15 protein-coding genes, 1 pseudogene and 1 riboswitch are annotated in these 20,508 nt (G+C 63.0%); of the genes and pseudogenes, 8 read left to right on the top strand and 8 right to left on the bottom strand.

What is annotated here, in order from left to right; all coding sequences use genetic code 11:
- The first annotated feature begins 163 nt into the window (after window positions 1–163).
- Both BLU35_RS02440 and BLU35_RS02435 read left to right on the top strand, forming a co-directional pair.
- Window positions 164–934 carry a TlyA family RNA methyltransferase gene (locus tag BLU35_RS02440; RefSeq protein ID WP_057250733.1) on the top strand — a complete coding sequence of 257 codons (771 nt, stop codon included), beginning with the start codon at window positions 164–166 and terminating at the stop codon, window positions 932–934.
- Window positions 931–2,181, top strand: coding sequence for a class I SAM-dependent RNA methyltransferase (locus BLU35_RS02435; RefSeq protein ID WP_093232060.1), 1,251 nt, complete (start codon window positions 931–933; stop codon window positions 2,179–2,181). The genes BLU35_RS02440 and BLU35_RS02435 overlap by 4 nt, the downstream gene beginning before the upstream one ends.
- Window positions 2,182–2,474: 293 nt before the next feature.
- Here BLU35_RS02435 and mcpU read toward each other — a convergent pair whose 3' ends face one another.
- The 3 genes from mcpU to BLU35_RS02420 form a co-directional block, all read right to left on the bottom strand.
- The gene (mcpU, locus tag BLU35_RS02430) at window positions 2,475–4,562 is read right to left on the bottom strand and encodes a methyl-accepting chemotaxis protein McpU (protein ID WP_093232059.1); all 2,088 of its coding nucleotides are present in this window, start codon (window positions 4,560–4,562) and stop codon (window positions 2,475–2,477) included.
- Between the two features lie 357 nt (window positions 4,563–4,919).
- Window positions 4,920–5,672, bottom strand: a complete 753-nt coding sequence (locus BLU35_RS02425) for a crotonase/enoyl-CoA hydratase family protein (protein ID WP_093232058.1) — start codon at window positions 5,670–5,672, stop codon at window positions 4,920–4,922.
- Window positions 5,673–5,683: 11 nt separating this feature from the next.
- Window positions 5,684–7,465, bottom strand: a complete 1,782-nt coding sequence (locus BLU35_RS02420; protein WP_093232057.1) for an acyl-CoA dehydrogenase family protein — start codon at window positions 7,463–7,465, stop codon at window positions 5,684–5,686.
- Window positions 7,466–7,652: 187 nt separating this feature from the next.
- On the opposite strand from BLU35_RS02420, the gene BLU35_RS02415 reads away from it, so the two are divergent.
- Entirely contained in the window at window positions 7,653–8,642 is a 990-nt protein-coding gene (locus BLU35_RS02415) for a transporter (protein ID WP_093232056.1), read from the top strand.
- A 48-nt stretch (window positions 8,643–8,690) separates the two neighbouring features.
- Here the strand turns inward: BLU35_RS02415 and BLU35_RS02410 are convergent, their stop codons facing one another.
- Both BLU35_RS02410 and BLU35_RS36010 read right to left on the bottom strand, forming a co-directional pair.
- Window positions 8,691–9,143 (bottom strand): BA14K family protein, encoded by a 453-nt coding sequence (locus BLU35_RS02410; protein ID WP_093232320.1) that lies wholly within the window; start codon window positions 9,141–9,143, stop codon window positions 8,691–8,693.
- A gap of 172 nt (window positions 9,144–9,315) precedes the next feature.
- Window positions 9,316–9,447, bottom strand: coding sequence for a hypothetical protein (locus tag BLU35_RS36010; protein ID WP_286161427.1), 132 nt, complete (start codon window positions 9,445–9,447; stop codon window positions 9,316–9,318).
- A gap of 103 nt (window positions 9,448–9,550) precedes the next feature.
- On the opposite strand from BLU35_RS36010, the pseudogene BLU35_RS02405 reads away from it, so the two are divergent.
- Window positions 9,551–10,561: pseudogene (locus BLU35_RS02405) on the top strand (glycoside hydrolase family 25 protein); the annotation flags it as partial.
- 145 nt (window positions 10,562–10,706) lie between these two features.
- Here the strand turns inward: BLU35_RS02405 and BLU35_RS02400 are convergent.
- Together BLU35_RS02400 and BLU35_RS02395 are read right to left on the bottom strand one after the other, a co-directional pair.
- Window positions 10,707–11,801 carry an FAD-binding oxidoreductase gene (locus BLU35_RS02400; protein WP_093232055.1) on the bottom strand — a complete coding sequence of 365 codons (1,095 nt, stop codon included), beginning with the start codon at window positions 11,799–11,801 and terminating at the stop codon, window positions 10,707–10,709.
- Between the two features lies 1 nt (window position 11,802).
- Window positions 11,803–13,047, bottom strand: a complete 1,245-nt coding sequence (locus tag BLU35_RS02395; RefSeq protein ID WP_057250748.1) for an aromatic ring-hydroxylating oxygenase subunit alpha — start codon at window positions 13,045–13,047, stop codon at window positions 11,803–11,805.
- Between the two features lie 104 nt (window positions 13,048–13,151).
- Window positions 13,152–13,360, bottom strand: a riboswitch (cobalamin riboswitch).
- Window positions 13,361–13,673: 313 nt separating this feature from the next.
- Between BLU35_RS02395 and BLU35_RS02390 the strand changes: the two genes are divergently transcribed.
- The 3 genes from BLU35_RS02390 to BLU35_RS02380 all read left to right on the top strand — a co-directional run bounded on the left by BLU35_RS02390 (window position 13,674) and on the right by BLU35_RS02380 (window position 16,905).
- Entirely contained in the window at window positions 13,674–14,273 is a 600-nt protein-coding gene (locus BLU35_RS02390; protein ID WP_057251094.1) for a DUF6656 family protein, read from the top strand.
- A 79-nt stretch (window positions 14,274–14,352) separates the two neighbouring features.
- On the top strand, window positions 14,353–15,327 hold the full coding sequence (locus BLU35_RS02385) for an L-threonylcarbamoyladenylate synthase (RefSeq protein WP_057250750.1): 975 nt from the start codon (window positions 14,353–14,355) through the stop codon (window positions 15,325–15,327).
- Between the two features lie 144 nt (window positions 15,328–15,471).
- The gene (locus BLU35_RS02380; protein WP_093232054.1) at window positions 15,472–16,905 is read left to right on the top strand and encodes an FAD-binding oxidoreductase; all 1,434 of its coding nucleotides are present in this window, start codon (window positions 15,472–15,474) and stop codon (window positions 16,903–16,905) included.
- A gap of 70 nt (window positions 16,906–16,975) precedes the next feature.
- On the opposite strand, the gene BLU35_RS02375 is transcribed toward BLU35_RS02380, so the two are convergent.
- Window positions 16,976–19,450 (bottom strand): DUF1217 domain-containing protein, encoded by a 2,475-nt coding sequence (locus tag BLU35_RS02375; protein ID WP_093232053.1) that lies wholly within the window; start codon window positions 19,448–19,450, stop codon window positions 16,976–16,978.
- Window positions 19,451–19,784: 334 nt separating this feature from the next.
- Here BLU35_RS02375 and BLU35_RS02370 point away from each other — a divergent pair, with 334 nt between their 5' ends.
- Window positions 19,785–20,351 carry a DUF6101 family protein gene (locus BLU35_RS02370; protein WP_057250756.1) on the top strand — a complete coding sequence of 189 codons (567 nt, stop codon included), beginning with the start codon at window positions 19,785–19,787 and terminating at the stop codon, window positions 20,349–20,351.
- Window positions 20,352–20,508: the final 157 nt, after the last annotated feature.

Here is a 20,508-nt window from a genome sequence, read left to right as displayed (position 1 = left end):
GGGTTGAACCACTCGGCGGAGGCAACTGGTGTAGCGCGGCGCAGGCGGCGGACTGTAAGTATTCCCCGATTTCTTGGGTTTCCTAGCTGTTAAGCCCAAAGCGGGTCATCGCTCCGAGCGCGAGGGGCTTGCCATTGGGGCGGCAAGTCGCCATGAGAAGCACATGTCAGAAGAACGCCAGAATGAAGAACACAGAAACAGGGTGCGCCTGGATCAGTTGCTGCTCAACACGGGACTGGTTGCCAGCCGCGCCCGCGCCCGAGACGCGATCCAGCGCGGCACCGTCAAGGTCGATGGCCGCACGGTCACCAAGCCGTCATTGATGTTCGCCGAAAGCGTGACGATCACCATTGATGACCCGGCGCAGGACTATGTCTCCCGCGCGGCGCTGAAACTTGTCGCGGCACTCGATCATTTCGCGCTCGATCCCTCGGGCGAAAGCTGTCTCGATATCGGTGCCTCGACCGGCGGCTTCACCGAAGTGCTGTTGAAGCGCGGGGCAGAGCACGTGGTTGCCATCGACGTCGGTCACGGCCAGATCCATCCGCGCATCGAAGGTGACCCGCGCGTCACCAGCATCGAGGGCCTCAATGCCCGCGCGATGACTGAGGACGACGTCGACAACCGAGAAGTCACCTTCGTCGTCTCGGACGTCTCGTTCATCTCGCTGAAGCTCGCCCTCCCCCCGGCGCTCGAGATGGCGCTTCCCGGCGCGCACTGCATCCTGCTGGTCAAGCCGCAGTTCGAGGCCGGCCGCGATGCAATCAGCAAGGCGGGGCTGCTCAAGGACCCCGACAGCGCGCCGGCCGTTGCTGCCGAACTGGAACATTGGCTCGTGGAGGACATGGGCTGGCAGAGCCTCGGCCTTATCCCCTCGCCGATTGCCGGCGGCGACGGCAATGTCGAATTCCTGCTGGCGGGCAGGAAGCCATGAGCACCGAGACCGTCACCATCAACCGGCTCGGCGCCCAGGGCGACGGTATTGCAGAAGGCCCTGACGGGCCGATCTATGTGCCCTTCACGCTGCCCGGCGAAAGTGTGGCGCTGGCGGTCAACAAGTCGCACGGCACGCTGATCTCGCTGAGGGAACCGTCACCCGAGCGCATCGAGCCGCACTGTCGGCATTTCGGGCCCGATGGTGTCAACGGCACCTGCGGCGGCTGCACGCTGCAGCATGCGTCGGATACGCTCTATCACGGCTTCAAGCGCGACCTCGTCATCGCCGCGCTGAAGTCGAAAGGCCTGAAGCCGGATGTGGCGCCGCTCATCACCGCCGAACCGGGCCAGCGCCGGCGCGCGGTCTTCACCGCCCGCAAGACCGAGAAGGACCTGCTTCTCGGCTTCAACCAGGCCGAAAGCCACCACATCGTCGCGATCTCCGAATGTCCGATCGCGAGCCCGGGCATCGTCTCGAAGCTCGCAACGATCGCCAGAATCGGCACGGCGATGGCCGTCAATGCCGAGCCTTTCCGTATCACCGTGCTCGAAACGCTCTCCGGCCTCGACCTCGCCGTCGACGGCATCAAGAAGCTCGACGACCGCGAGCGCCGTCGCACGGTCGAAGCGGTGCTCGGCGAGCGCGGCATCGCCCGCGTCAGCCTCAATGGCGAGATCATTGTCGAGCCGGTGAAGCCGGTGATCGATTTCGGCGGTGTTTCCGTTTCGCCACCGCCCGGCAGCTTCACCCAGGCGACGGCGCAGGCCGAAGAGACAATGGCGAAGCTGGTGCTCGACCATCTCGGCAAGGCCAAGCGCGTCGCCGATCTCTTTGCCGGCTGCGGCACCTTCGCACTGCGCATCGCCCGCAAGGCGCGCGTTCATGCGGTCGAGGGCGAGGACAAGGCGCTCAAGGCGCTCGATTTCGCCGCGCGCAACACGCAAGGGCTGAAGCCCGTGACGATCGAAAAGCGCGACCTCTTCCGCCGCCCGGTCATGGCCCAGGAGCTGAAGGTCTTTGACGCGATCGTCTTCGACCCGCCGCGGGCCGGCGCAGAGACGCAATGTCACGAGATCGCCCGCTCCGGCGTCAAGAAGATCGTGGCCGTTTCCTGCAATCCGGTCACGCTGGCCCGCGACCTGTCGATCCTGACCGCCGCCGGCTACCGGATCACCTCGGTGACGCCGATCGACCAGTTCCTCTGGTCGTCTCATGTCGAGGCGGTGGCGACACTGGAAAAATGAGGACAAGCCGGCTTTCCGGGCCGCGCCACTGCTCAGCCTTGTCCCAGATTGTTACCTTCCGCTCTCTGTCATGCTCGGGCCTGACCCGAGCATCCATGTACGTCCCCCTCTATGGCGCTGGATCCTCGGATCGAGCCCGAGGGTGACGGGAGAAAAGGTCGGCGGATGACGTCAACAGCATCCCAATGACAAAGGCCCGGTTTCCCGGGCCTTTGTCATGTCAGGTTTGAAGCACTTGCGACACTGATTCACGGCAGTGGTCTTATCGCTTTGTTAATGCGGTGTTCCTCTGCTTAAGCCGCGCGACGACGGCCACCGCTTGCCGTCGTCACTTCACCGAGGTTGAACTGGGCGAGCAGCGCATTGAGCGAAGCGGCTTCGGAGGCGAGACCGTGGCTTGCCGCCGTCTGCTCCTCGACCATCGCCGCGTTCTGCTGGGTGCCCTGGTCCATGGTATTGACCGCCGTGTTGATTTCCTGAAGACCCGTCGACTGCTCGCGCGTCGCCGTGACGATCGCGCTCACATGCTTGTTGATCTCCTGGACTTCGGCAACGATCGTCTCCAGCGCCTTGCCGGTATCGCCGACCAAGGTCACGCCATTGCGCACCTGGTTGCCCGAGGTGGTGATCAGCGCCTTGATCTCCTTGGCCGCATTGGCCGAACGCTGGGCGAGTTCGCGCACTTCCTGAGCGACGACGGCAAAACCCTTGCCGGCCTCGCCGGCGCGGGCCGCTTCGACGCCGGCGTTCAGCGCCAGCAGGTTGGTCTGGAAGGCGATGTCGTCGATGACGCCGATGATGTTGGAGATTTCGCCCGAGGACTTCTCGATCGCGTGCATGGCTTCGACGGCGTTCGCAACGACCTCGCCTGATTTCTCGGCGCCAGCGCGGGTGCGGGCGACCAGCGCACCGACTTCCTCGGCCCGACGGGCAGAGTCCTTGACGGTCGTGGTGATCTCTTCCAGAGCCGCAGCAGTCTCTTCGACCGACGCTGCCTGCTGCTCGGTGCGGCGGGCAAGATCGTCCGCCGCCGAGCGGATTTCCGTTGCACCGGCATCGATGCCCCGGGCGTTGGCGCCGACAGCGCGGAGCGTGTCGTGCAGCTTGGCGACCGAATTGTTGAAGTCGGCCCTTAGACGATCGAGGCGATCGGCAAACGGGTTGTCGATGCGATAGGCGAGATCGCCTTCGGCAAGGCGGCCGAGGCCGGACGCCAGGCCATCGACGGCCTGCTGGATTTCCGCCGCATCCCGCGCCTTCTGCGCCTCGCGCTCCAGACGCTCACGTTCCGACAGCGAACGGTTCGCATCCGCTTCGCTTTCGAGACGCGCGCGCTCGACGGCGTTGGCTTTGAAGATGGCGACCGCGGCGGCCATCGAGCCGATCTGGTCGGTACGCTCTTCGCCGGGGATTTCGACGTTGTGGTTGCCCGAAGCGAGCTTTTCCATCGCACCGGTCATGTCGGTAACCGGGCGGATTACGAGGCGGTTGAGGAAGGTCGCGAGGAAGACGAGCATTACGCCGACCGCGAGGATCGTGGCGATGGTGGCTGCGATGCGGAATTTGTCGATCGCCGAGTAAGCGGCATCGGCATCAATGACGAAGCCGACATACCATTCGACCGAAGGCAGACCCTGCACCGGAACGAAGCTCACCAGCATCGGCTTGCCTCCGAGCTCGGTGTTCATGATGCCGGAGCCGATCGTCGGCGTGTCGATCGGGAATGCGTCGGCGAGCGACTTGGTGACGAGCTTGGCATCCGGATGCACGAGGATCTGGCCGTCCTTGCTGGCGAGGAAGGCGAAGCCTTCGCCGCCGACATCGACGCCCTTGATCATCGCCACCAGCGTATCGAGCGAAAAGTCGCTGGCCGCAACGCCATAGAGCTTGCCATCACGCTTGACCGGGACGGCGGCGCTGATGATCAGCGCGCCACTGGAGGCGTCGACATAGGGCTCGGTCAAGACGCGGGCGTCGGCCTTGACGGCCTGCTGGTACCAGGGGCGCTGGCGCGGATCGTAGCCGGCCGGCATCGGATTGTCCGGCCAGGTGATGAACTTGCCGCTTTCATTGCCGACATAGGTCGACATGAACTCGCTGGTCAGAACGTCGTTCTTCAGGATCGGCTGGATGGCGTTATCGTCCGCGACGTTGCCGGTGGCATCGGCCACCATCGCCGTCAGCGTGACGCGGCCGTTCAGCCACTTGGCGACGCTCTGGGCGGCCTGCGTGCCGGATGAGGCAATGTTCTCCTCGACGGCCTTGGTCGTGGTGCCACGCTGCAGCGTGTCGATGTAAACGGAAAAGCCGGCAAAGGCGCCGACGACGACACAGGACGCGGCAACCAGGATCCGCGTCATGAGGTTCGATCGCTTGGACAAGATGGGCTCCCAATGGGGTGCCGGCGGCTCCCGCCGGACATGAGCTCTCGATGATCTTCGCGCAGCATCCTTCGTCCGCCGGAGGGACGGAGCGCAGACGCCTGCGGGAAAACGTTGAACATGCCAGAAGGCGGAGCCAGCCATGCTTCATGCGGCTGGGGCCTCTCGAAGTGAGGATAGGCCTATCGCGCCCCACGCTAGCGATCGCTATTTAAGAACAAATTAAAATTGATCTATGCAAGTTCGCGATGCCGACGGCAACGCGATCTTTACCGTGCGGCGGCTAGAACACCGCCCCCGAAAGCAAAAACGGGTGCACTGCGGCACCCGTTCTCCCACTCGCAAAAGCCTGGTTGCTCAGCGGCGCATGAAGGCCTCGAAGGCTGCACGCGCTTCGGCGCTCTTCAACTGCGCCGCGAAATGCTTGGCTTCCTCGTCGATGCGCGCAAGAACGTCGCTGCGGTCGCCACGGACGAGGTCGCGGGCGATGCGAAGCGCTTCCGGCGGCTTTTTGGCGAGACGGGCGGCGAGTGCCAGCGTTTCTTCTTCCACCGCGTCCTGGCCGACGATCTTCCAGATCAGCCCTGCGTCCAACGCACCTTTGGCATCGAGCGGCTCGCCCGCCGCAAGCAAGGCGAAAGCCCGCTGATGGCCCATGATGCGCGGCGCTATCAGGCTCGACGCGGCTTCCGGCACCAGCGCCAGATCGACGAAGGGCGTCTTGAACAGAGAGCGCGCGGAAGAGATCGTCAGGTCGCAGTGCAGATGGATCGTCGTGCCGATGCCGATCGCCAGGCCATCGACGCCCGAGACGATGGGCTTGGTGGCGGTTGCGAGCGCCTTCAGGAACTCGATGACCTCCATGCCCATGCTCCCGCCCATGGCGAAAGCGAGGAAATCCGCCATGTCGTTGCCGGCGGAGAAGCAACCATCGGTGCCGAGAAAGGCAGTGGCGCGCAGGGCCGGATCGCTTGAGGCAACGGTCAGCGCATTGGTCATCTTCGCGTACATGTCGCGGGTGATGGCGTTCTTCTTTTCCGGCCGGTTGAAGCGGATCACCTGGACGCCAGGATAGGCTTCCGGCCGTTCGACGAGCACGTGGTCAGTCATGACAGTTCCTCTCAAGCCAGAACGGCGCGGGCGACGGCCAGGCTGTCGGCGCCGTTGACGACACGATCCTTCAGGGCAGCGGTTTCCGCCAGAAGGTTTTCGGCGGTGAAGCGGCAGAGCGCGATGCGCTGGTCTTCCTTGCCGTCAGCCACTTCGGCCAGACCGCCCTTCGCCAGATAGGCGCCGCTCAGCGTCAGGCCGAACAGGCGCTGATAGGCCGTCGCGCCGGCGAGCGCTTCGGCGAGCTTGCCGCCGGCGACGGCCGCGATCAGCCACTCCGTCGCAGCCGAAAGATCATCCAGTGCCGCATCAAGGCGCGCCGCCGTCTCGCCGAAACCATTCCGGTTCGAGGCGCGCACGGCCTGCGCGATCTCGCGCAGTTCGCCGATGAAGCCGCGCACATGCGCGCCGTCGGAGAGCGGCAGCTTGCGGGTGACGAGATCGATCGCCTGGATGCCGTTGGTGCCCTCGTAGATCGGGGCGATGCGGGCGTCCCGCAGGTAGCGGGCGGCACCGGTTTCCTCGATAAAGCCCATGCCGCCATGCACCTGGATGCCCATCGAGGCGACGTCGACGCCGGCGTCGGTCGAGAAGGACTTGGCAATCGGCGTCAGCAGGCTGGAGCGCTCCTGCCAGTATTTTGCTTTTTCGCCTTCAGCCGCATGCGCCATGTCGACGGCGTGGGCACAGGCATAGGAGATCGCGCGCGACCCTTGCGTCAGCGCCTTCATCGTCAGAAGCGTGCGGGCGACATCGGGATGCTCGATGATCGGGCTCATGCCCTGCCCCGTCCAGCCCGGCGCCTTGCCCTGGGTGCGCTCCTTGGCAAAGGCGATCGCCTTCTGGGTGGCGGCATCGGCGATAGCGACGCCCTGCATGCCGACGGCGAGCCGGGCATTGTTCATCATGGTGAACATGCAGGCGAGACCGCGGTTTTCCTCGCCGATCAGATAGCCGATCGCGCCCTTCTCTGCGCCGAACTTGCCGTCGCCGTAGATCATCGTGCAGGTCGGTGAACCGTGGATGCCGAGCTTGTGTTCGAGCGAATGGCAGAAGAGATCATTGCGTTCGCCGAGCGAACCATCGTCCTTGACCAGGAACTTCGGCACCAGGAAGAGCGAAATACCCCTCGTCCCCGCCGGCGCGTCAGGAAGCCGTGCGAGCACCAGATGGACGATGTTGTCGGTGAAATCGTGCTCGCCCCAGGTGATGAAGATCTTCTGGCCGAAGATGCGATAGGTGCCGTCGTCGCGGCGCTCGGCGCGGGTCTTCAGCACGCCGAGATCGGAGCCGGCATGCGGCTCCGTCAGGTTCATCGTGCCGGTCCATTCGCCGGAGACCATCTTCGGCAGATAGGTGGCTTTGAGCGCTTCCGAGCCGTGCTTTTCCAGCGCCTCGACGGCGCCCATGGTGAGTGTCGGACCAAGCGCGAATGCCATGGAGCCGGCGTTCCACATCTCCATGGCGGCGACATGCAGCATGTGCGGCAGGTTCTGGCCGCCGAATTCTTCCGGAGCCGTCAGCCCGTTCCAGCCGCCAGCGATCCAATTGTGATAGAGGTCACGCCAGCCATCCGGCGTCTCGACCTTGCCTTCGACGAGACGCGAGCCCTGGCGGTCGCCGACGTCACCGAGGGGCGCCACCTCCTCCGTCGCGAATCGGCCCGCTTCCGACAGGATGGCATCGACCAGATCTTCGCCGAGGTCGCCGAGCGCACCCGATTGCAGCGCGTCGCCCATGCCTGCCACGTGTTTCAGCGTAAACGCGATCTCGTCGACGGGTGCCTTGTACATGATGATCCTCCCAGATAGTCAGGTCGCGCAGGGCGCATCCTCGTTGCGCCGAACACTATTGATTTTTACGTAAACGTCAACGTCAATTGCCGCACTCTGCCACGACGTCGCGCCGCATCGACTGTAACAAAACTGTCATCAACGGCGCATAGAAGCCAAGGCATAAGGCTTTTGCCAAGGCGTTCAGATGAACCTGATTTCCCCCGAAATACCCGGCATCGTCTGGGCCTATCGTTTCCTGCCAGGCGAAAGCCGCTGCCAGCGCATCGCCACCGACGCTTCGGTCGACAGCCTGCTGACAGGCGAAGGATGGGTCTGGGTTCATCTGGCGCTCTCCGATGCACGCACGCCTGCCCTCATCGAGCGGATCGGCAACCTTCCGCCACTCGCGGTCACCGCGCTGACCAGCCACGACACGCAGGCCGCGATTACGGTTTCGGATGATATCGTACACGGCACGCTCGTCGACTTCGAGCGCACCTTCGATGCCGTGACCAAGACGATCGGCTGGCTGCATTTCGCCGTCAGCGACCGGATCATCATCACCACCCGTCTGCATCCGTTGCGCAGCATCGACCACGTCAAGGCGGCCGTGGAGAAGAGCACGAAATGTGCCCGCCCGATCGACCTCTTCGAGATGATCGTGATCGAGTTCCAGCGCACATTGATCTCGCTGGTTCTGGAATTGACCGAGGAACTGAACGTCATCGAGGATCATGTCTATGGCGCGGCCGGACATCGCCAGCAGCCAGGCCTTGCGCCGCTCCGCCGCACGGTGGTGCGGCTTCATCGGCATCTGCGCACGATCCTGGCTTTGCTGAGGCGGGCGGCCGCCTCGGATGAAGACGAGGTGCCGCCCGGTTTCATCGACGTTGCCGAGCGGCTTTCCGACCGGCTCGAGGCGGTCGACCGCGACGTCTTCGCTTTGCAGGAACGGGCACGACTGCTGCACGAAGAAATCGACAGCAAGATCTCCTCGGAAACCAACCGCCACCTCTACATCCTGTCGCTGATGACCGCATTCCTGCTGCCGCCGACGCTCGTGACCGGTTTCTTCGGCATGAACACCGGGGCGCTCCCCTTCGCCGACGGCACCGGCACGCTCTATGCGGCGCTGTTCATCGCACTTTCCATGGCCTTTGCCTGGTGGATCCTCAGGCGGATCGGCATTCTTTGAATGTCAGAGAAAAGGCCGGCAGCGAAAGCCCCCGGCCCTGCTCACCCCTTAGCTATAGGGCGAATAGCACTGCTGGCGCGGGCCGCCATAGGGCTGATAACTATTGTCATAGGCCCTGTAGGACCGGTACCGGTTGGCGCACCATTGCACATGGCGGCTGGCGTAGACGGGAGCCGGACGCTCGTAGCGCGGCGGCTGGGCGATTGCCCCGCCGATGATCACGCCGGTGCCGAAGGCGGCCATCGGGTACCACCAACCGTTATAGTAACGGTATCCCGGACGGCGGTAGTTATAACCGCGGTAGCCATTGTAGTAGTAATAGTTGCCGCGGCGTTCATACCCCGGCCTGCGATACTGAACGTTCGTCGCCTCGTTCTGCCGCTCGACGCGAGGCGGCGTCGGCATGAACGCCTGCGACGGGGCCGCGGACGTCATCAGAACTGCCGCGGCAATAATCGCAGAAAACCACCGGCTCTTCCCGGTCTTCAGCAAAGTCTTCATCAAAACCTCCATAACCGAATCCACGCTCCGCAGGGTGCCAAAAAATCGGGCGACTACGGGAACTTCAGCCTCTGCGTGATTTCACCCGGTTCGCTGCAAAACCGGGGATGACCCTCAGCCGGGAAAACCGAAACCAGCCAGCAACGCATAAGTCACCGGGTTTGTTCCATCTTCAGACATCGCGGCTGCTGCGGATCAATAGCTGCAGATCGGCAGCAGTGACGGCTTCGGCGCATTCGTTCATCCGCCTGTCGGCGTCGAAGGCATCACGCGACACACCAATATTATGCAAGGCATTGCTCATATACAGCCGGAGGTCGGTATACTTTCGCGCGCCGCTCCAGCACAGTCCGCCTCGGGGGCTGGGATTTACGATACATTAACGATACTGTCGGCAATCTCAGAGAATGGCAAAGCGGTATATCTCCACCACAGGGATGATTCTGCGCCTCGCGACCTTTCTAGGTCTGGCTTTCGCGGCGGCGATCGCACGCGCCGGTGAACTGGAACCCTGGAAGACCAAGTCCAACGCCATCATCGTCGATGCCTATGAGATGAACAGCATCGACTGGGAAACGATGCTTGCGGACAAGCGCATCTCCGGCTTCATCGCCAAGGCCTCCGATGGCCTGCCCGAGAGCTTCTCCTGCACCGGCGACCACAACGGCGACACCTTCAACCACTGCAAGACCATGTGGCGCAAATACGCCGTCAGCCGTGAGCTCTACCAGACCCGGCGCATGATCGCCCGCACACACGGGCTGCTGTGGGGTGCCTACCATCTCGCCCGTCCCGGCAATCCCGTCGACCAGGCGAACCATTTCCTCGACTACGCCGAGCCGCGCGACGACGAGTTGATGGTCCTCGATCTCGAGGGCATCGATGCGGAGAAATACATGTCGCTAGAGGATGCCGCGATTTTCGCCGGCCACGTCAAGACCCGCACCGGACGTTATCCGATCCTCTATACCAACCACATCACGGCCAAATATATCGCCGCGCACCGCGCCAAGCACCGGCTGCTGTCGCGCCTGCCGCTCTGGTACGCGCGCTACAAGCCGGATATCCGCCAGGTCTTCCCGATGGGCAATTGGGAAAGCTATGCGTTGTGGCAGTTCTCGTCCGGCATCAATTGCGGCAAACGGCGTTGCCCCTACCGCGTGCCAGGGACGCTCGACGATATCGACGTGAATGTCGCTGCAAAGTCGCCGCTGGCGCTGAAAGCGATTTGGGCGCAGGGTGCCTTGCTGCCTGAAAAGCCATTGCCGCTCACCCTCGTTGCTCAAGCCGAGCAGGGGACGGGCATGCACGCGGTCGCACGGGCCTCCGCAACGCTTGGCGAGCCGCTGCTCGTCAGCCGTGCCGGTGCCACGAGCGGCGCCGGCAGCGGCGTCGACAGGCTGGTGACGGGCTCGATCGACTTCGCTCGCCACGAGCGCGCCCTACAGGTGGCGGTCGCCGCCGATGACGCGGCACAGGGCGGTTGTATCGGCGCGGTTGCCAATGCCGACAATCTACGGCGCGTTGCAATCAAGCCTGCGCCCTGCAACACGCCCTGATCCTTCAGGCTTCGATCTGGACATCTCCCAGCGGCCGCGAGCAACAGGCGAGGATGTAACCCTCGTCGATCTCGTCATCGAGAATACCGCCATTGTGGTTCATCTCGACCTCGCCCGCGACCTTCATCACCCGGCAGGTGCCGCAGATACCGCCCTCGCAGGCAGCGCCGATCCTCACACCGTTGGCGCGTGCCGTCTGCAGGATCGTTTGGCCGGGTTTCGCCTCGACCTCCTTGCCGCTCATGGTGAAGGCGACCTTGGCCGCCTGAACCTCACCATCATCGCCGGCACCGGCGCGCACGGCGATCTCTTCCGCGGCAGGTGCTGCCGCCGGCTGGAAGCTCTCCTCGTGATAGCGGGCCATGTCGAAGCCGGCTGCCTTCAGCATCTCGCGCACACCGCGCATGAACGGTTCCGGACCGCAGCAGAACACCGTGCGCTCCTGGAAGTCGGGAGCGAGCAACGGTAGCTTGGCACCGTCGATGCGGCCGCGCAGGCCGTGCCAGCCGTGACGCGCCTCGTGCCCTTCGACGATGAAGCCGAGGTTCAGTCCGGACATCTGTGTCGCCAGAACCTCGAGCTCCGAGCGAAACAGAAGGTCGTCCGGCCGGCGCGCGCAGGAGATGAAGGTGACATCGGTCTCCGGCACGCAGTCGGCCATCCAGCGTGTCATCGACATCATCGGGGTGATGCCGGAGCCGGCGGAGATAAACAGGTACTTTTCGCCGGGATGACGGACGAAGCTGAAATCGCCGAGCGGGCCAAAAGCCCGGAGCTTCATGCCCGGCTTCAGGTGATCGAACATCCAGCGGGTGCCGATGCTGTCGGCCTGCGCCTTGACCGTCACGGCGATCGAAAGCGGGCGAGACGGTGTCGACGACAGGGTGTAGGTGCGCATGACCGGATCGTCGGCGACCGGCAATTCGAGGGTGACGAACTGCCCGGGCAGATAACGAAACCAGGCGGGCTTCTCCGCACGGAAGGTGAAGGTCATGACATCGGCGGTCTCGACGACGGCCGATGTGCATTCGAGCATCTGCTGCCGATCGATCCAGACATGCAGTTCGTCGAAATGATGGAAGGAGGACGCCATCTGCATATCAGGCGACCTTTGAGAGCGGAGCCGCATCGCCCTGCAGGCGCTGCTCCATGAACTTGCAGTACCATTCGACGAACTGCATCACGCCGCCCTCGTGCTCCGGCGAATACGGACCGGGCTCATAGGCCGGCGAGCGGATGCCGAAGGCATTTTCCTCGACGATCTGGCGATCCTGGTCGTTGGTCTCGGTCCAGACATGAGTCAGATCCTCGAGCGTGTAGTCGACACCTTCGACCGCGTCCTTGTGGACCAGCCACTTCGTTGTCACCTGCGTGAGTTCCGGCCCGAGCGGCAACACGCGGAAGGTGATGGCGTGATCCGAAAGCACGTGGTTCCAGGTCGTCGGGTAGTGGAACATCAGGAGCGTGCCGATCTGCTTCTGCCTGACATCGGCCGACAGCGCCCTTTTTACGGCGGGCGCACCCGACATGGTGTAGCTTTCGGCATTATCGACCAGCGGCATGCGCGCGGCGCGGAACTGGCCGGTCGGCGACATCCGGAACTCGCTCGGCAGGCCCTCGGCCTCGCACTTCGCCCAATGGGCGGCAATCACCGGATCGTCCTTGGCGCCCTGCACCCCGGTCGCGGTCGGCGCTTCCGGATAGGTCCGGCAGAGTTCGGGGTGATTGGCGGCGCAGTGGTAGCACTCGCGGTTGTTCTCCCAGACGAGCTTCCAGTTGCCCTTTTCGATGATGGTGCTTTCGAAGGCGACCTTGGTCTCTCCCAGCCGGTGCGGCGCGAGGTAGGGGAATGCCAGCTCGCGGAAGGCGGCGAAATCCGCCGGCGTCTCCGACAGGTTGATGAAGATGTAGCCGCCGACCGTTTCGCAATGGATCTGCTTCAGGCTGTGGGCTGCCTTGTCGAAGTCTTCACCCATCTGGCGTGCGAAGAGCAGCGAGCCGTCGAGCTCGTAGGTCCATTGATGATAGGGACAGACGAGCTTTGCCGAAGAGCCCTTGTGCTGCGTGCAGACGCGGGAGCCGCGGTGGCGGCAGGAGTTGTGGAGCGCGCGGATCGTGCCCTGGCGATCGCGGGTGATGACGACCGGATAGTCGCCGACCTGGACGGTGAAATAGTTGCCGGCCCGCGGGATTTCGCAATCGTGGCCGATGAACAGCCAATCCCGATACCAGATGTTTTCCAGGTCCTGCCGGTAATAGTCGGGGTCGATGTAGAAGGCCCGATCGAGGCTGTAGCCGTCACGCCGGCCCTTCAGCTTGCGAAGCATATCGGTCTTGGTATCCATGTCCTGTCCTCATGCGCCATGTTTCGGAGAGGCAGGACAGGAACCCGCATGGGCGCACGCCCATGCGTTTTAGGCTCCGATCCGGCTGCCCGCCGCAACCCGTTACGGTTATGTCTGTCAAGGCTGGTTTCCGGGCTCAGGAGCCGTCCTTCGAAGGACCAGCCCGGCGCCTTCCCGGACGGAAAACCGTCCAGTGGCCTTTTGCCGAGGCTTTCGCTCCACCACCGTTGCGGGGGCAGCGCCGGGATTTGACCGGCTTCCCAATTATCCGCCTTCCCCTTTGGAAGACGACACCTTGAGTAAGGATATGTAAGCGCGGAAGGCGCCTCGGCAGGCGCCGGATAGCGACATTCAATTCCAGAATGACGACACGATCGAAACCGCCTTTTGGAAACGGATGCGAGAATTTTTCACTTTATAAACATATAGATAGATCAAAAATTGGGCAGATGCCGTCTTTTGTGACTGACATGACGCAGACACAGGAAGGCTTCGCCCGTTTGCGACATTCCCATGAATGTGCAGGGGCATCTTCCGCGAACGAAAGGAAATCCTTCATTAACCATAAGCCACTAGGCTTGCCGGCGGACGAAGATGTCCGGCAGGCAGATGGCACACTGACGATCATGGCAAAGTTCAGATATTACGACGCTGCGGCCGAGAAGCCGCCGGCGGTCATGCCGAAGACGGCCGTTCATACCGAGTTTCTGCGCACCGGCAGGATCAACCGCCGGCAATGGCTGCCGAGCGAGCGACGGTATCTGAGCTACGAAGAAGTCGCGGACAGGACCGGCAAGAAGCTCGCGACCGCCGGTGACACGACGCACAAGCGGATCAACGGCTTTCATGCCTCGATCCAGTTTCCCAAGCTGATTTTTCACCGCACGCTCGTCGGCAAGCCGCATCTCGGCTATTGCCATGTGACGGCGGCGCGGACGGCGGTCACGCCTTCCAAGGACATCACCTGGTCGTTCTACTTCGCCAATTTCTTCAGCGACCTTGGTGATGAGACACATTTCTTCGACCGTATCCAGAGCGGCTATTCCCGCATGTATTTCGCGGTCGCGATCGAGCCGAACGCCGAAGACGGACAGATGGTCATCAACCGCAACGTCCGCGACAACGGGCTCCTCTTCCGCACGGACGACCCCAAGGTTGCTCTCAAGAACGTGCTGATGCTGGGTGCCCGGGACTCCGCGCTGCGCCGCATTATCCGCAGTCTCTGAGGCAGCAACCGAACGCCCCCAAAAAAATCGTTCTGTTTTCCCGGCACGTCCGTTAAGGAAGCGTCGGAAAGGAAACGGCATGGCAGAGATCATCGACACAGGCAGGGAACCGGACCGCGCGATCGAACGCGCCTGCGCCGTTCTTGCCGAAGGCGAACCGGTCGCGATTCCCACCGAAACCGTCTATGGCCTTGCCGCCGACGCCACCAATCCCGATGCGATCAGCCGCATCTACGAGATGAAGGGCCGGCCGCGCTTCAATCCGCTGATCTCGCATGTCTCCGACATGGCGATGGCCGAGGCCCATGTGCGCTTCGACCCGATTTCCCGACGCCTGGCGGAAACCTTCTGGCCCGGACCCCTGACGCTGATCTTGCCGCAGCGGCCCGATAGCAGCGTGCATGCGCTGGCCTCGGCCGGCCTCGACACGCTTGGCATCCGCATGCCCGACGGCTTTTCGCGCCGGGTGATCGCCCGCTTCGGGCGGCCGCTCGCAGCGCCCAGCGCCAACACCTCGGGCAAGATCAGCCCGACCAGTGCGGTCCATGTCGATGCGGATCTCGGCGAAAAGCTGAAACTGATCCTCGACGCAGGCCCGGCCGAAATCGGCTTGGAGTCCACGATCATCAAGGTCGATGGCGACGAGATCCGGCTGCTCCGCCCCGGCGGCCTCGATGCCGCAGAAATCGAGCGCCTGCTCGATCGTCCGGTGATCCGACCGGAAACGGCGGGAGCAACGATCGAGGCGCCGGGCATGCTGGCCTCCCACTACGCGCCCGGCGCGGCCGTCAGGCTCGATGTTGCCGATGTGCGTGCGGGCGAGGCCTTGATCCGCTACGGCGGCGGCCGGATCGCCGGCGAGGAACAGGCGGCCATCGTTCTCGATCTCAGCCCGACCGGAAATCTTCACGAAGCGGCAGCCAATCTCTTCGACTACATGAAGCGGGCCGACGCCAGCGGCGCTGCGACGATCGCCTTCGGGCCGATCCCGTCGGAAGGATTGGGAGAAGCGATCATCGACCGGCTGCAGCGTGCGGCGGCGCCGCGAGGGTGAGATCGCGTGCGGCTTCTCCTCCGCACCCCGCCCTCACCGGACGGCCGCGATTGCGGTTATGATCGCAGCCGATAGGAACCGAGGATCGTGTCTTCAGTTCGACCGATCCGATAGCGCGCTCAAGCGCAGTGCGAAGGCAGACTCATGACGACCCTTCCCTCTCCTGAACTCATCGCCTCCTTCGTCGAGATCGTCGGCAGCGCCAATGCGCTCACCGCCGAAGCGGACAAGGCGCGCTATCTCGTCGAATCCCGCGGGCTCTTTCGCGGCACGACGCCGATGGTGCTTCGCCCCGGTTCGGTCGACGAAGTCTCTCGCATCATGAAACTCGCCAGCGCGACCCGCACCGCGATCGTACCGCAGGGCGGCAACACCGGCCACGTGGCCGGACAGATCCCGCGGGAAGGCAAAGCGGACATCGTGCTTTCGCTCGAACGGCTGAACCGGATTCGCGACGTGGATCCGGTCGGCAACGTGATCGTCGCGGACGCCGGATGCATTCTCGCCGACATCCAGAAGGCGGCGGACGATCACAATCGCCTGTTCCCGCTGTCGCTCGGATCGGAAGGCTCCGCGCGTATCGGCGGCAATGTCTCCACCAATGCCGGCGGCACGGCGGTGCTCGCCTATGGCAACATGCGCCAGCTCTGCCTCGGCCTCGAGGTCGTGTTGCCAACCGGCGAAATTTGGGACGGGCTGCGCCGGCTGAAGAAGGACAATACCGGCTACGACCTGCGCGACCTCTTCATCGGCGCCGAGGGCACGCTCGGCGTCATCACCGGCGCGGTGCTCAAGCTATTCCCGAAACCGCTTGGACATCAGGTAGCCTTCGCCGGTGTCGGCAGTGTGGAGCATGCGCTCGCTCTCTTCGAAAAGGCCGCCAGCCTTTGCGGGCCGGCGCTGACCGGCTTCGAGCTGATGCCGCGCCTCGGCGTCGAATTCACGACGAAACATATTCCCGGCGTTCGCGACCCGATGGACACCGTCCATCCTTGGTACGCGCTGATCGACATCTCGACCTCGGATTCGGCCGAAAGCGCCGAGCGCATAGTCAACGACCTCCTGGAACAGGGCTTTGCCGCCGGTCTCGTCGAAAACGCCGTGATCGCCGCCAACGAGACGCAAGGCAAGGCGCTGTGGCATATGCGCGAAAGCATGTCGCCGGCGCAGAAACCCGAGGGCGGCTCGATCAAGCACGACGTCTCAGTGCCCGTTTCCAGCATTCCTGCCTTTATGAAGGAGGCGGACGCCGCCGTCATGAAGGCGATCCCAGGCGCGCGCATCTGCTCTTTCGGCCACATGGGCGACGGCAACATCCACTACAACATTTCGCAGCCGGTCGGCGCCGACAAGCAGGCCTTCCTCGATCGCTGGCGCGAGATCAACGCGATCGTGCACGGTATCGTTCTGAGATATAACGGCTCGATCTCGGCCGAACACGGCATAGGCCAGCTGAAGCGCGACGAGCTCGCAGAAATCCGCGCACCGATCGAGATCGAGCTGATGCAACGGATCAAGCACGCCTTCGATCCGGCGGGCATCATGAACCCTGACAAGGTGCTGCGCGCCGACCGGTGAAGCGGGCAGTCTTCTGCGGCAGGCTTAAGCACCTGCCGCAAAGGGCTCGCTGCACTTCAGGCGACCCGCGTCAGCGACCGCCTGCGCGCAACTGCGAAAGAGACAGGAGCGTCTCGGCGCTGACGCCGCCTCCGCCGCTACCGCTGAGGATCGCCAGCCCCGGTGAGACGTCCGTGTTGTTTTCGACGTCATAAAGTGCCGTGAACCGCTGCAGGAGCTTCTCGAGCTTCGCGGGATCCTGCAGATCCTTGATGTTGACGACGCGCTCGATATAGGCGGCCTGCGCCTCGATCTTGGCGTTCTGCAGCCCCTCCGGCATGCTGTAGGCCGTCTTGATAACCTGGAACAGGGCGGTCTCGGCCAGGATGTCGTAAGCCGTGTTGATCTCCGGGGCCTTGCGCTTGAAATAGAGCGCCAGGCGAACGCCGCCGTTGTCGGCGCCTTCGGACTCCTCGAGCGACTGATTGAGATAGAGGTCGACCGTGGTGATCAATCCGCGCCGGGTCTGGATCTGGCCGGCCTCGCCCCGGACGATCTTGCCGTCTGTGTCGAAGTTGAAGGAGGCGACGATCCCGCGGTACTTCAGCCCGTTCGGATCGGTATTGATGAAGCTCTTGGGATCGTCCAGGTTGGACGTGAACATGTCCTTGAGGTATTCGGTCTTGACCGTTCCCGGATCGATGCCGGACCCGACGAGCACGAAATCGACCAGCCGCCGGTTCGCCAGGAAGGCGTCGAGCGTCTCGATCTTCTCGATCTCGGCCGTGTAGTACTTGGCTTCCTCCTGCGCCTTGACCTTGGCGACCTTCTTCTCTTCATCCGTGCCGAACCGGGACTTGGCGATCACATAGGCCTTGGCCGTATTCATGATGTCGGCTTCGCTCTGTGCGAGCTTTGGTGCGCCGAGCGTGCCGTCCGGATTGAAGTTGAATGCCTTTACCAGCTTGACGTAGCGCTCATCGCGCAGCGTGTTGGCATAGCTTCTGGGATCGTTGAGGTCGCTGGTCAGAATCCGCTTCAGCGTTCGGCTGCTCAGATCCTCATTCTCGAGGCCGAAAGCACGCAGCATGAATTTCTTCATGTCGTTGTTGGCGAGCAATTCATCGACCGATTTCATCGTGCCGATCAGGAGTTTGAAGCGTTTGACCAGCGCTTCGTCCTCGGCATCACTCTTGTCGTTGTAGCGCACCATGTAGCCGTCGGACGTCGTCTTCATCTGGTCCGCATCCTGCGCGGTCTTGCCGGCTGGCAGCGTACCGTCAGTCTGGAAGTTGAAGGCGGCCAGCATCTTCTTGTAGGCGGCGTTGTATTCGCCGCCATATTTGTTGACGTAGCTCTCCGGGTCGTTGATGTCGCTGGTGAGGATGTTTTCGACCGTAGACGGCATCGTCGTCGCGGACGGCAAGCCGAAGGCGGTGATGATGTAGTTGAGCAGGCGGCTATCGGCGACCAGGTCCGAGACCTTGGTAATGCTGCCGATCTTCTGCTCGTAGTATTCCTTGTTGAGCAGCGCCCCGGCGCCGGTCAGTCGCGCAGCGCCCGACGGTGTGACGCCGGGCCTCACGAAGACATAGGCCTCGTTGAGCAGCGCCTTCTTTTCGTCGCTGATCGCCTTCTCGCCGGCAGGCACGCTGCCGTCGGCATTGAAATTGAATGTCGAGGCGAGTTGGATATAGATATCGAGACCGCTGATCTGCCTGGCAAGCGTGTTCACCTCCAGGGAGAGCTGCGCCTTCAGCGCCGGCGCCTGGTCGCGCGGCGGCAGCCGTGCATCGAGGTCGGTGACGATTGCGTTCTGCTCATCAATCTTCGTCTGGATGGCAGGCTTGTCGGCATCGGGCGCCGCGGCCAGTTGGGCTGTCAGGCTGACGATCTGGGCGAGAGCGGTGTCGCGCGCGCCGAGATCCGTCAGCTGCTTGCTCGCTTCGGTCAACCGCGTCTTGGCTGCCGTCTGGTTGGCGGTCAAGGTCGCGGGATCGCTGGTCAACGCATTGCGAACTTCCGTGTACGAAAAGGTCTTCGGGTTCAGTCCGAACACGGTGAAGGCAAAGGAGCGCAGCTTTTCGTTGCCCAGGAACTGGTCGACATCGGTGACCAGATCCATGGCCGCGCCAAAATAGGCCATCTCTTGCCGCATGACTGTATCGAGATCGTTAATGCGGTCGTTGTAGAGGCCGATCAGCGCATCCTGCTGTGCGCTGGTTTGAGCCACCGCGGTTGCCGAACTGAAGTTGAAGGCCTGCGCAAAATTGCGGTAGCGTTCATCCGTGAGACGGTTGGCAAAACTGTTGTCGTCCTTCAGGTCACTTTCCAGAACCTTGCGCATGAAGGCCTTGGCATAGGTCATGTCCTCCAGGCCATGCGCCTTCATCGCGTAGGAGTAGAGCCGGTAGTCGTCGAGGAACGCGTCGACGGTTTTCACGCGGTCGATGTTTTCCCGGTAATATTGGGCCTCGCGCGCGATCTGCGGCTGCTGGGCAACACGATTGAGGCTGCTGCGCAAATCACGCGTGATGCGACTATAGTCGAGATAGGTCGATACCATGCCTGGCCCCGTCGGTTACCCATGGGGCGGCCGAACCAACCCCGAAACAGAATTCTGACGCGTCATGATTGCAGCACTGGCTTGTGTGTGGCTTTTCGCCGGCCGCCGACATGCCGTTTGTTGCGTCCGATCGGAACAAGACCGTCCAACCCGTTGACGAAACGGAAACCCTGAGCGGTCGGCTTTTGCTAACCATCGAAAAACGCAAAGTTTTCTTAACCGCGATTCTTAAGCCGTTCGGAAAGGGGGGCGCCTATTCTCAGCCCATAGAGGACGAAAAAGTCCCGACGAGAAGACCGGAAACGGCTCTCAAGGAAAAACAAGGGCGATTGAAATGCGCAACACACTCTCTCAACCCGCATGGGTCGAAAACACGCTCCGTCTTGATCCGAAGCGCTTTCCACAGCAGGCAAGCTACGCCTTGCGCGGTCACACGGGTAATGTCACGATCAGCCTGGACGAGCGTGGCGCAGTTCTGCGCAAGGTGCTACCATCGAGCGGCCTGCCGCTTTCGATCGCACTGCCGGCGCGGGCATTCAAAGGGGTCGCGGCTCGCGCGATCGATCACGGCGACGGAGACGTTACAGTGACGCTGGAACTTCATCACGACGACCCGGACCTCTGCGTTCCGCTGCTCGTCGCACACGACCTGTCCGATATCGCGGCCGACTGGCGCGCCTGGGCGGAGGCCTATCGCATTCCGATGCTGATGGTCGAAGCGGATGGCGTCGCAAGGCCCCTCGAAGAGCATCTCGGCGATGTGCGCACCGCGCCGGTCAAGCCGCGGCGCCGCCACTCCTTCTTCGCCGAGCGCCGGCCGCGTTTCCTCGTGCGCCGTTCCACCGGCACGCTTGGCGTTCACATGAAGATCGACGGGCGCGAGATCATCGCCCGCAGCTAATTCGCAGCAGCACCTCCAGCGCGACAGCCGGCCGTTCCCTGCGGCCGGCTGTTGTCGTTTGATCTCCGCGCTGCCGATTTTGGGGCTGCCGATTTTGGGATGCCGTTGCGGACGGCAAGCCATTTCACAGGTTTTCTGGGATTGCTCGAGATGTTCC

Source organism: Sinorhizobium sp. NFACC03, from assembly GCF_900103435.1.
Classification (GTDB): domain Bacteria; phylum Pseudomonadota; class Alphaproteobacteria; order Rhizobiales; family Rhizobiaceae; genus Ensifer.
The sequence above is the reverse complement of the archived record's forward strand: the minus strand, read 5'-3'. Positions and strand labels throughout refer to the sequence as shown.

Excerpts from the sequence above, each read along its gene's own strand:
- BLU35_RS02440 (WP_057250733.1), top strand. The coding sequence starts at position 164 with ATGTCAGAAGAACGCCAGAATGAAGAACACAGAAACAGGGTGCGCCTG.
- BLU35_RS36010 (WP_286161427.1), bottom strand. The coding sequence starts at position 9,447 with ATGAGCAATGCCTTGCATAATATTGGTGTGTCGCGTGATGCCTTCGAC.
- BLU35_RS02375 (WP_093232053.1), bottom strand. The coding sequence starts at position 19,450 with ATGGTATCGACCTATCTCGACTATAGTCGCATCACGCGTGATTTGCGC.
- BLU35_RS02395 (WP_057250748.1), bottom strand. The coding sequence starts at position 13,047 with ATGGATACCAAGACCGATATGCTTCGCAAGCTGAAGGGCCGGCGTGAC.
- BLU35_RS02415 (WP_093232056.1), top strand. The coding sequence starts at position 7,653 with ATGAACCTGATTTCCCCCGAAATACCCGGCATCGTCTGGGCCTATCGT.
- BLU35_RS02420 (WP_093232057.1), bottom strand. The coding sequence starts at position 7,465 with ATGTACAAGGCACCCGTCGACGAGATCGCGTTTACGCTGAAACACGTG.
- BLU35_RS02425 (WP_093232058.1), bottom strand. The coding sequence starts at position 5,672 with ATGACTGACCACGTGCTCGTCGAACGGCCGGAAGCCTATCCTGGCGTC.
- BLU35_RS02435 (WP_093232060.1), top strand. The coding sequence starts at position 931 with ATGAGCACCGAGACCGTCACCATCAACCGGCTCGGCGCCCAGGGCGAC.
- BLU35_RS02385 (WP_057250750.1), top strand. The coding sequence starts at position 14,353 with ATGGCAGAGATCATCGACACAGGCAGGGAACCGGACCGCGCGATCGAA.
- BLU35_RS02390 (WP_057251094.1), top strand. The coding sequence starts at position 13,674 with ATGGCAAAGTTCAGATATTACGACGCTGCGGCCGAGAAGCCGCCGGCG.
- BLU35_RS02410 (WP_093232320.1), bottom strand. The coding sequence starts at position 9,143 with ATGAAGACTTTGCTGAAGACCGGGAAGAGCCGGTGGTTTTCTGCGATT.
- BLU35_RS02380 (WP_093232054.1), top strand. The coding sequence starts at position 15,472 with ATGACGACCCTTCCCTCTCCTGAACTCATCGCCTCCTTCGTCGAGATC.
- BLU35_RS02400 (WP_093232055.1), bottom strand. The coding sequence starts at position 11,801 with ATGCAGATGGCGTCCTCCTTCCATCATTTCGACGAACTGCATGTCTGG.
- BLU35_RS02370 (WP_057250756.1), top strand. The coding sequence starts at position 19,785 with ATGCGCAACACACTCTCTCAACCCGCATGGGTCGAAAACACGCTCCGT.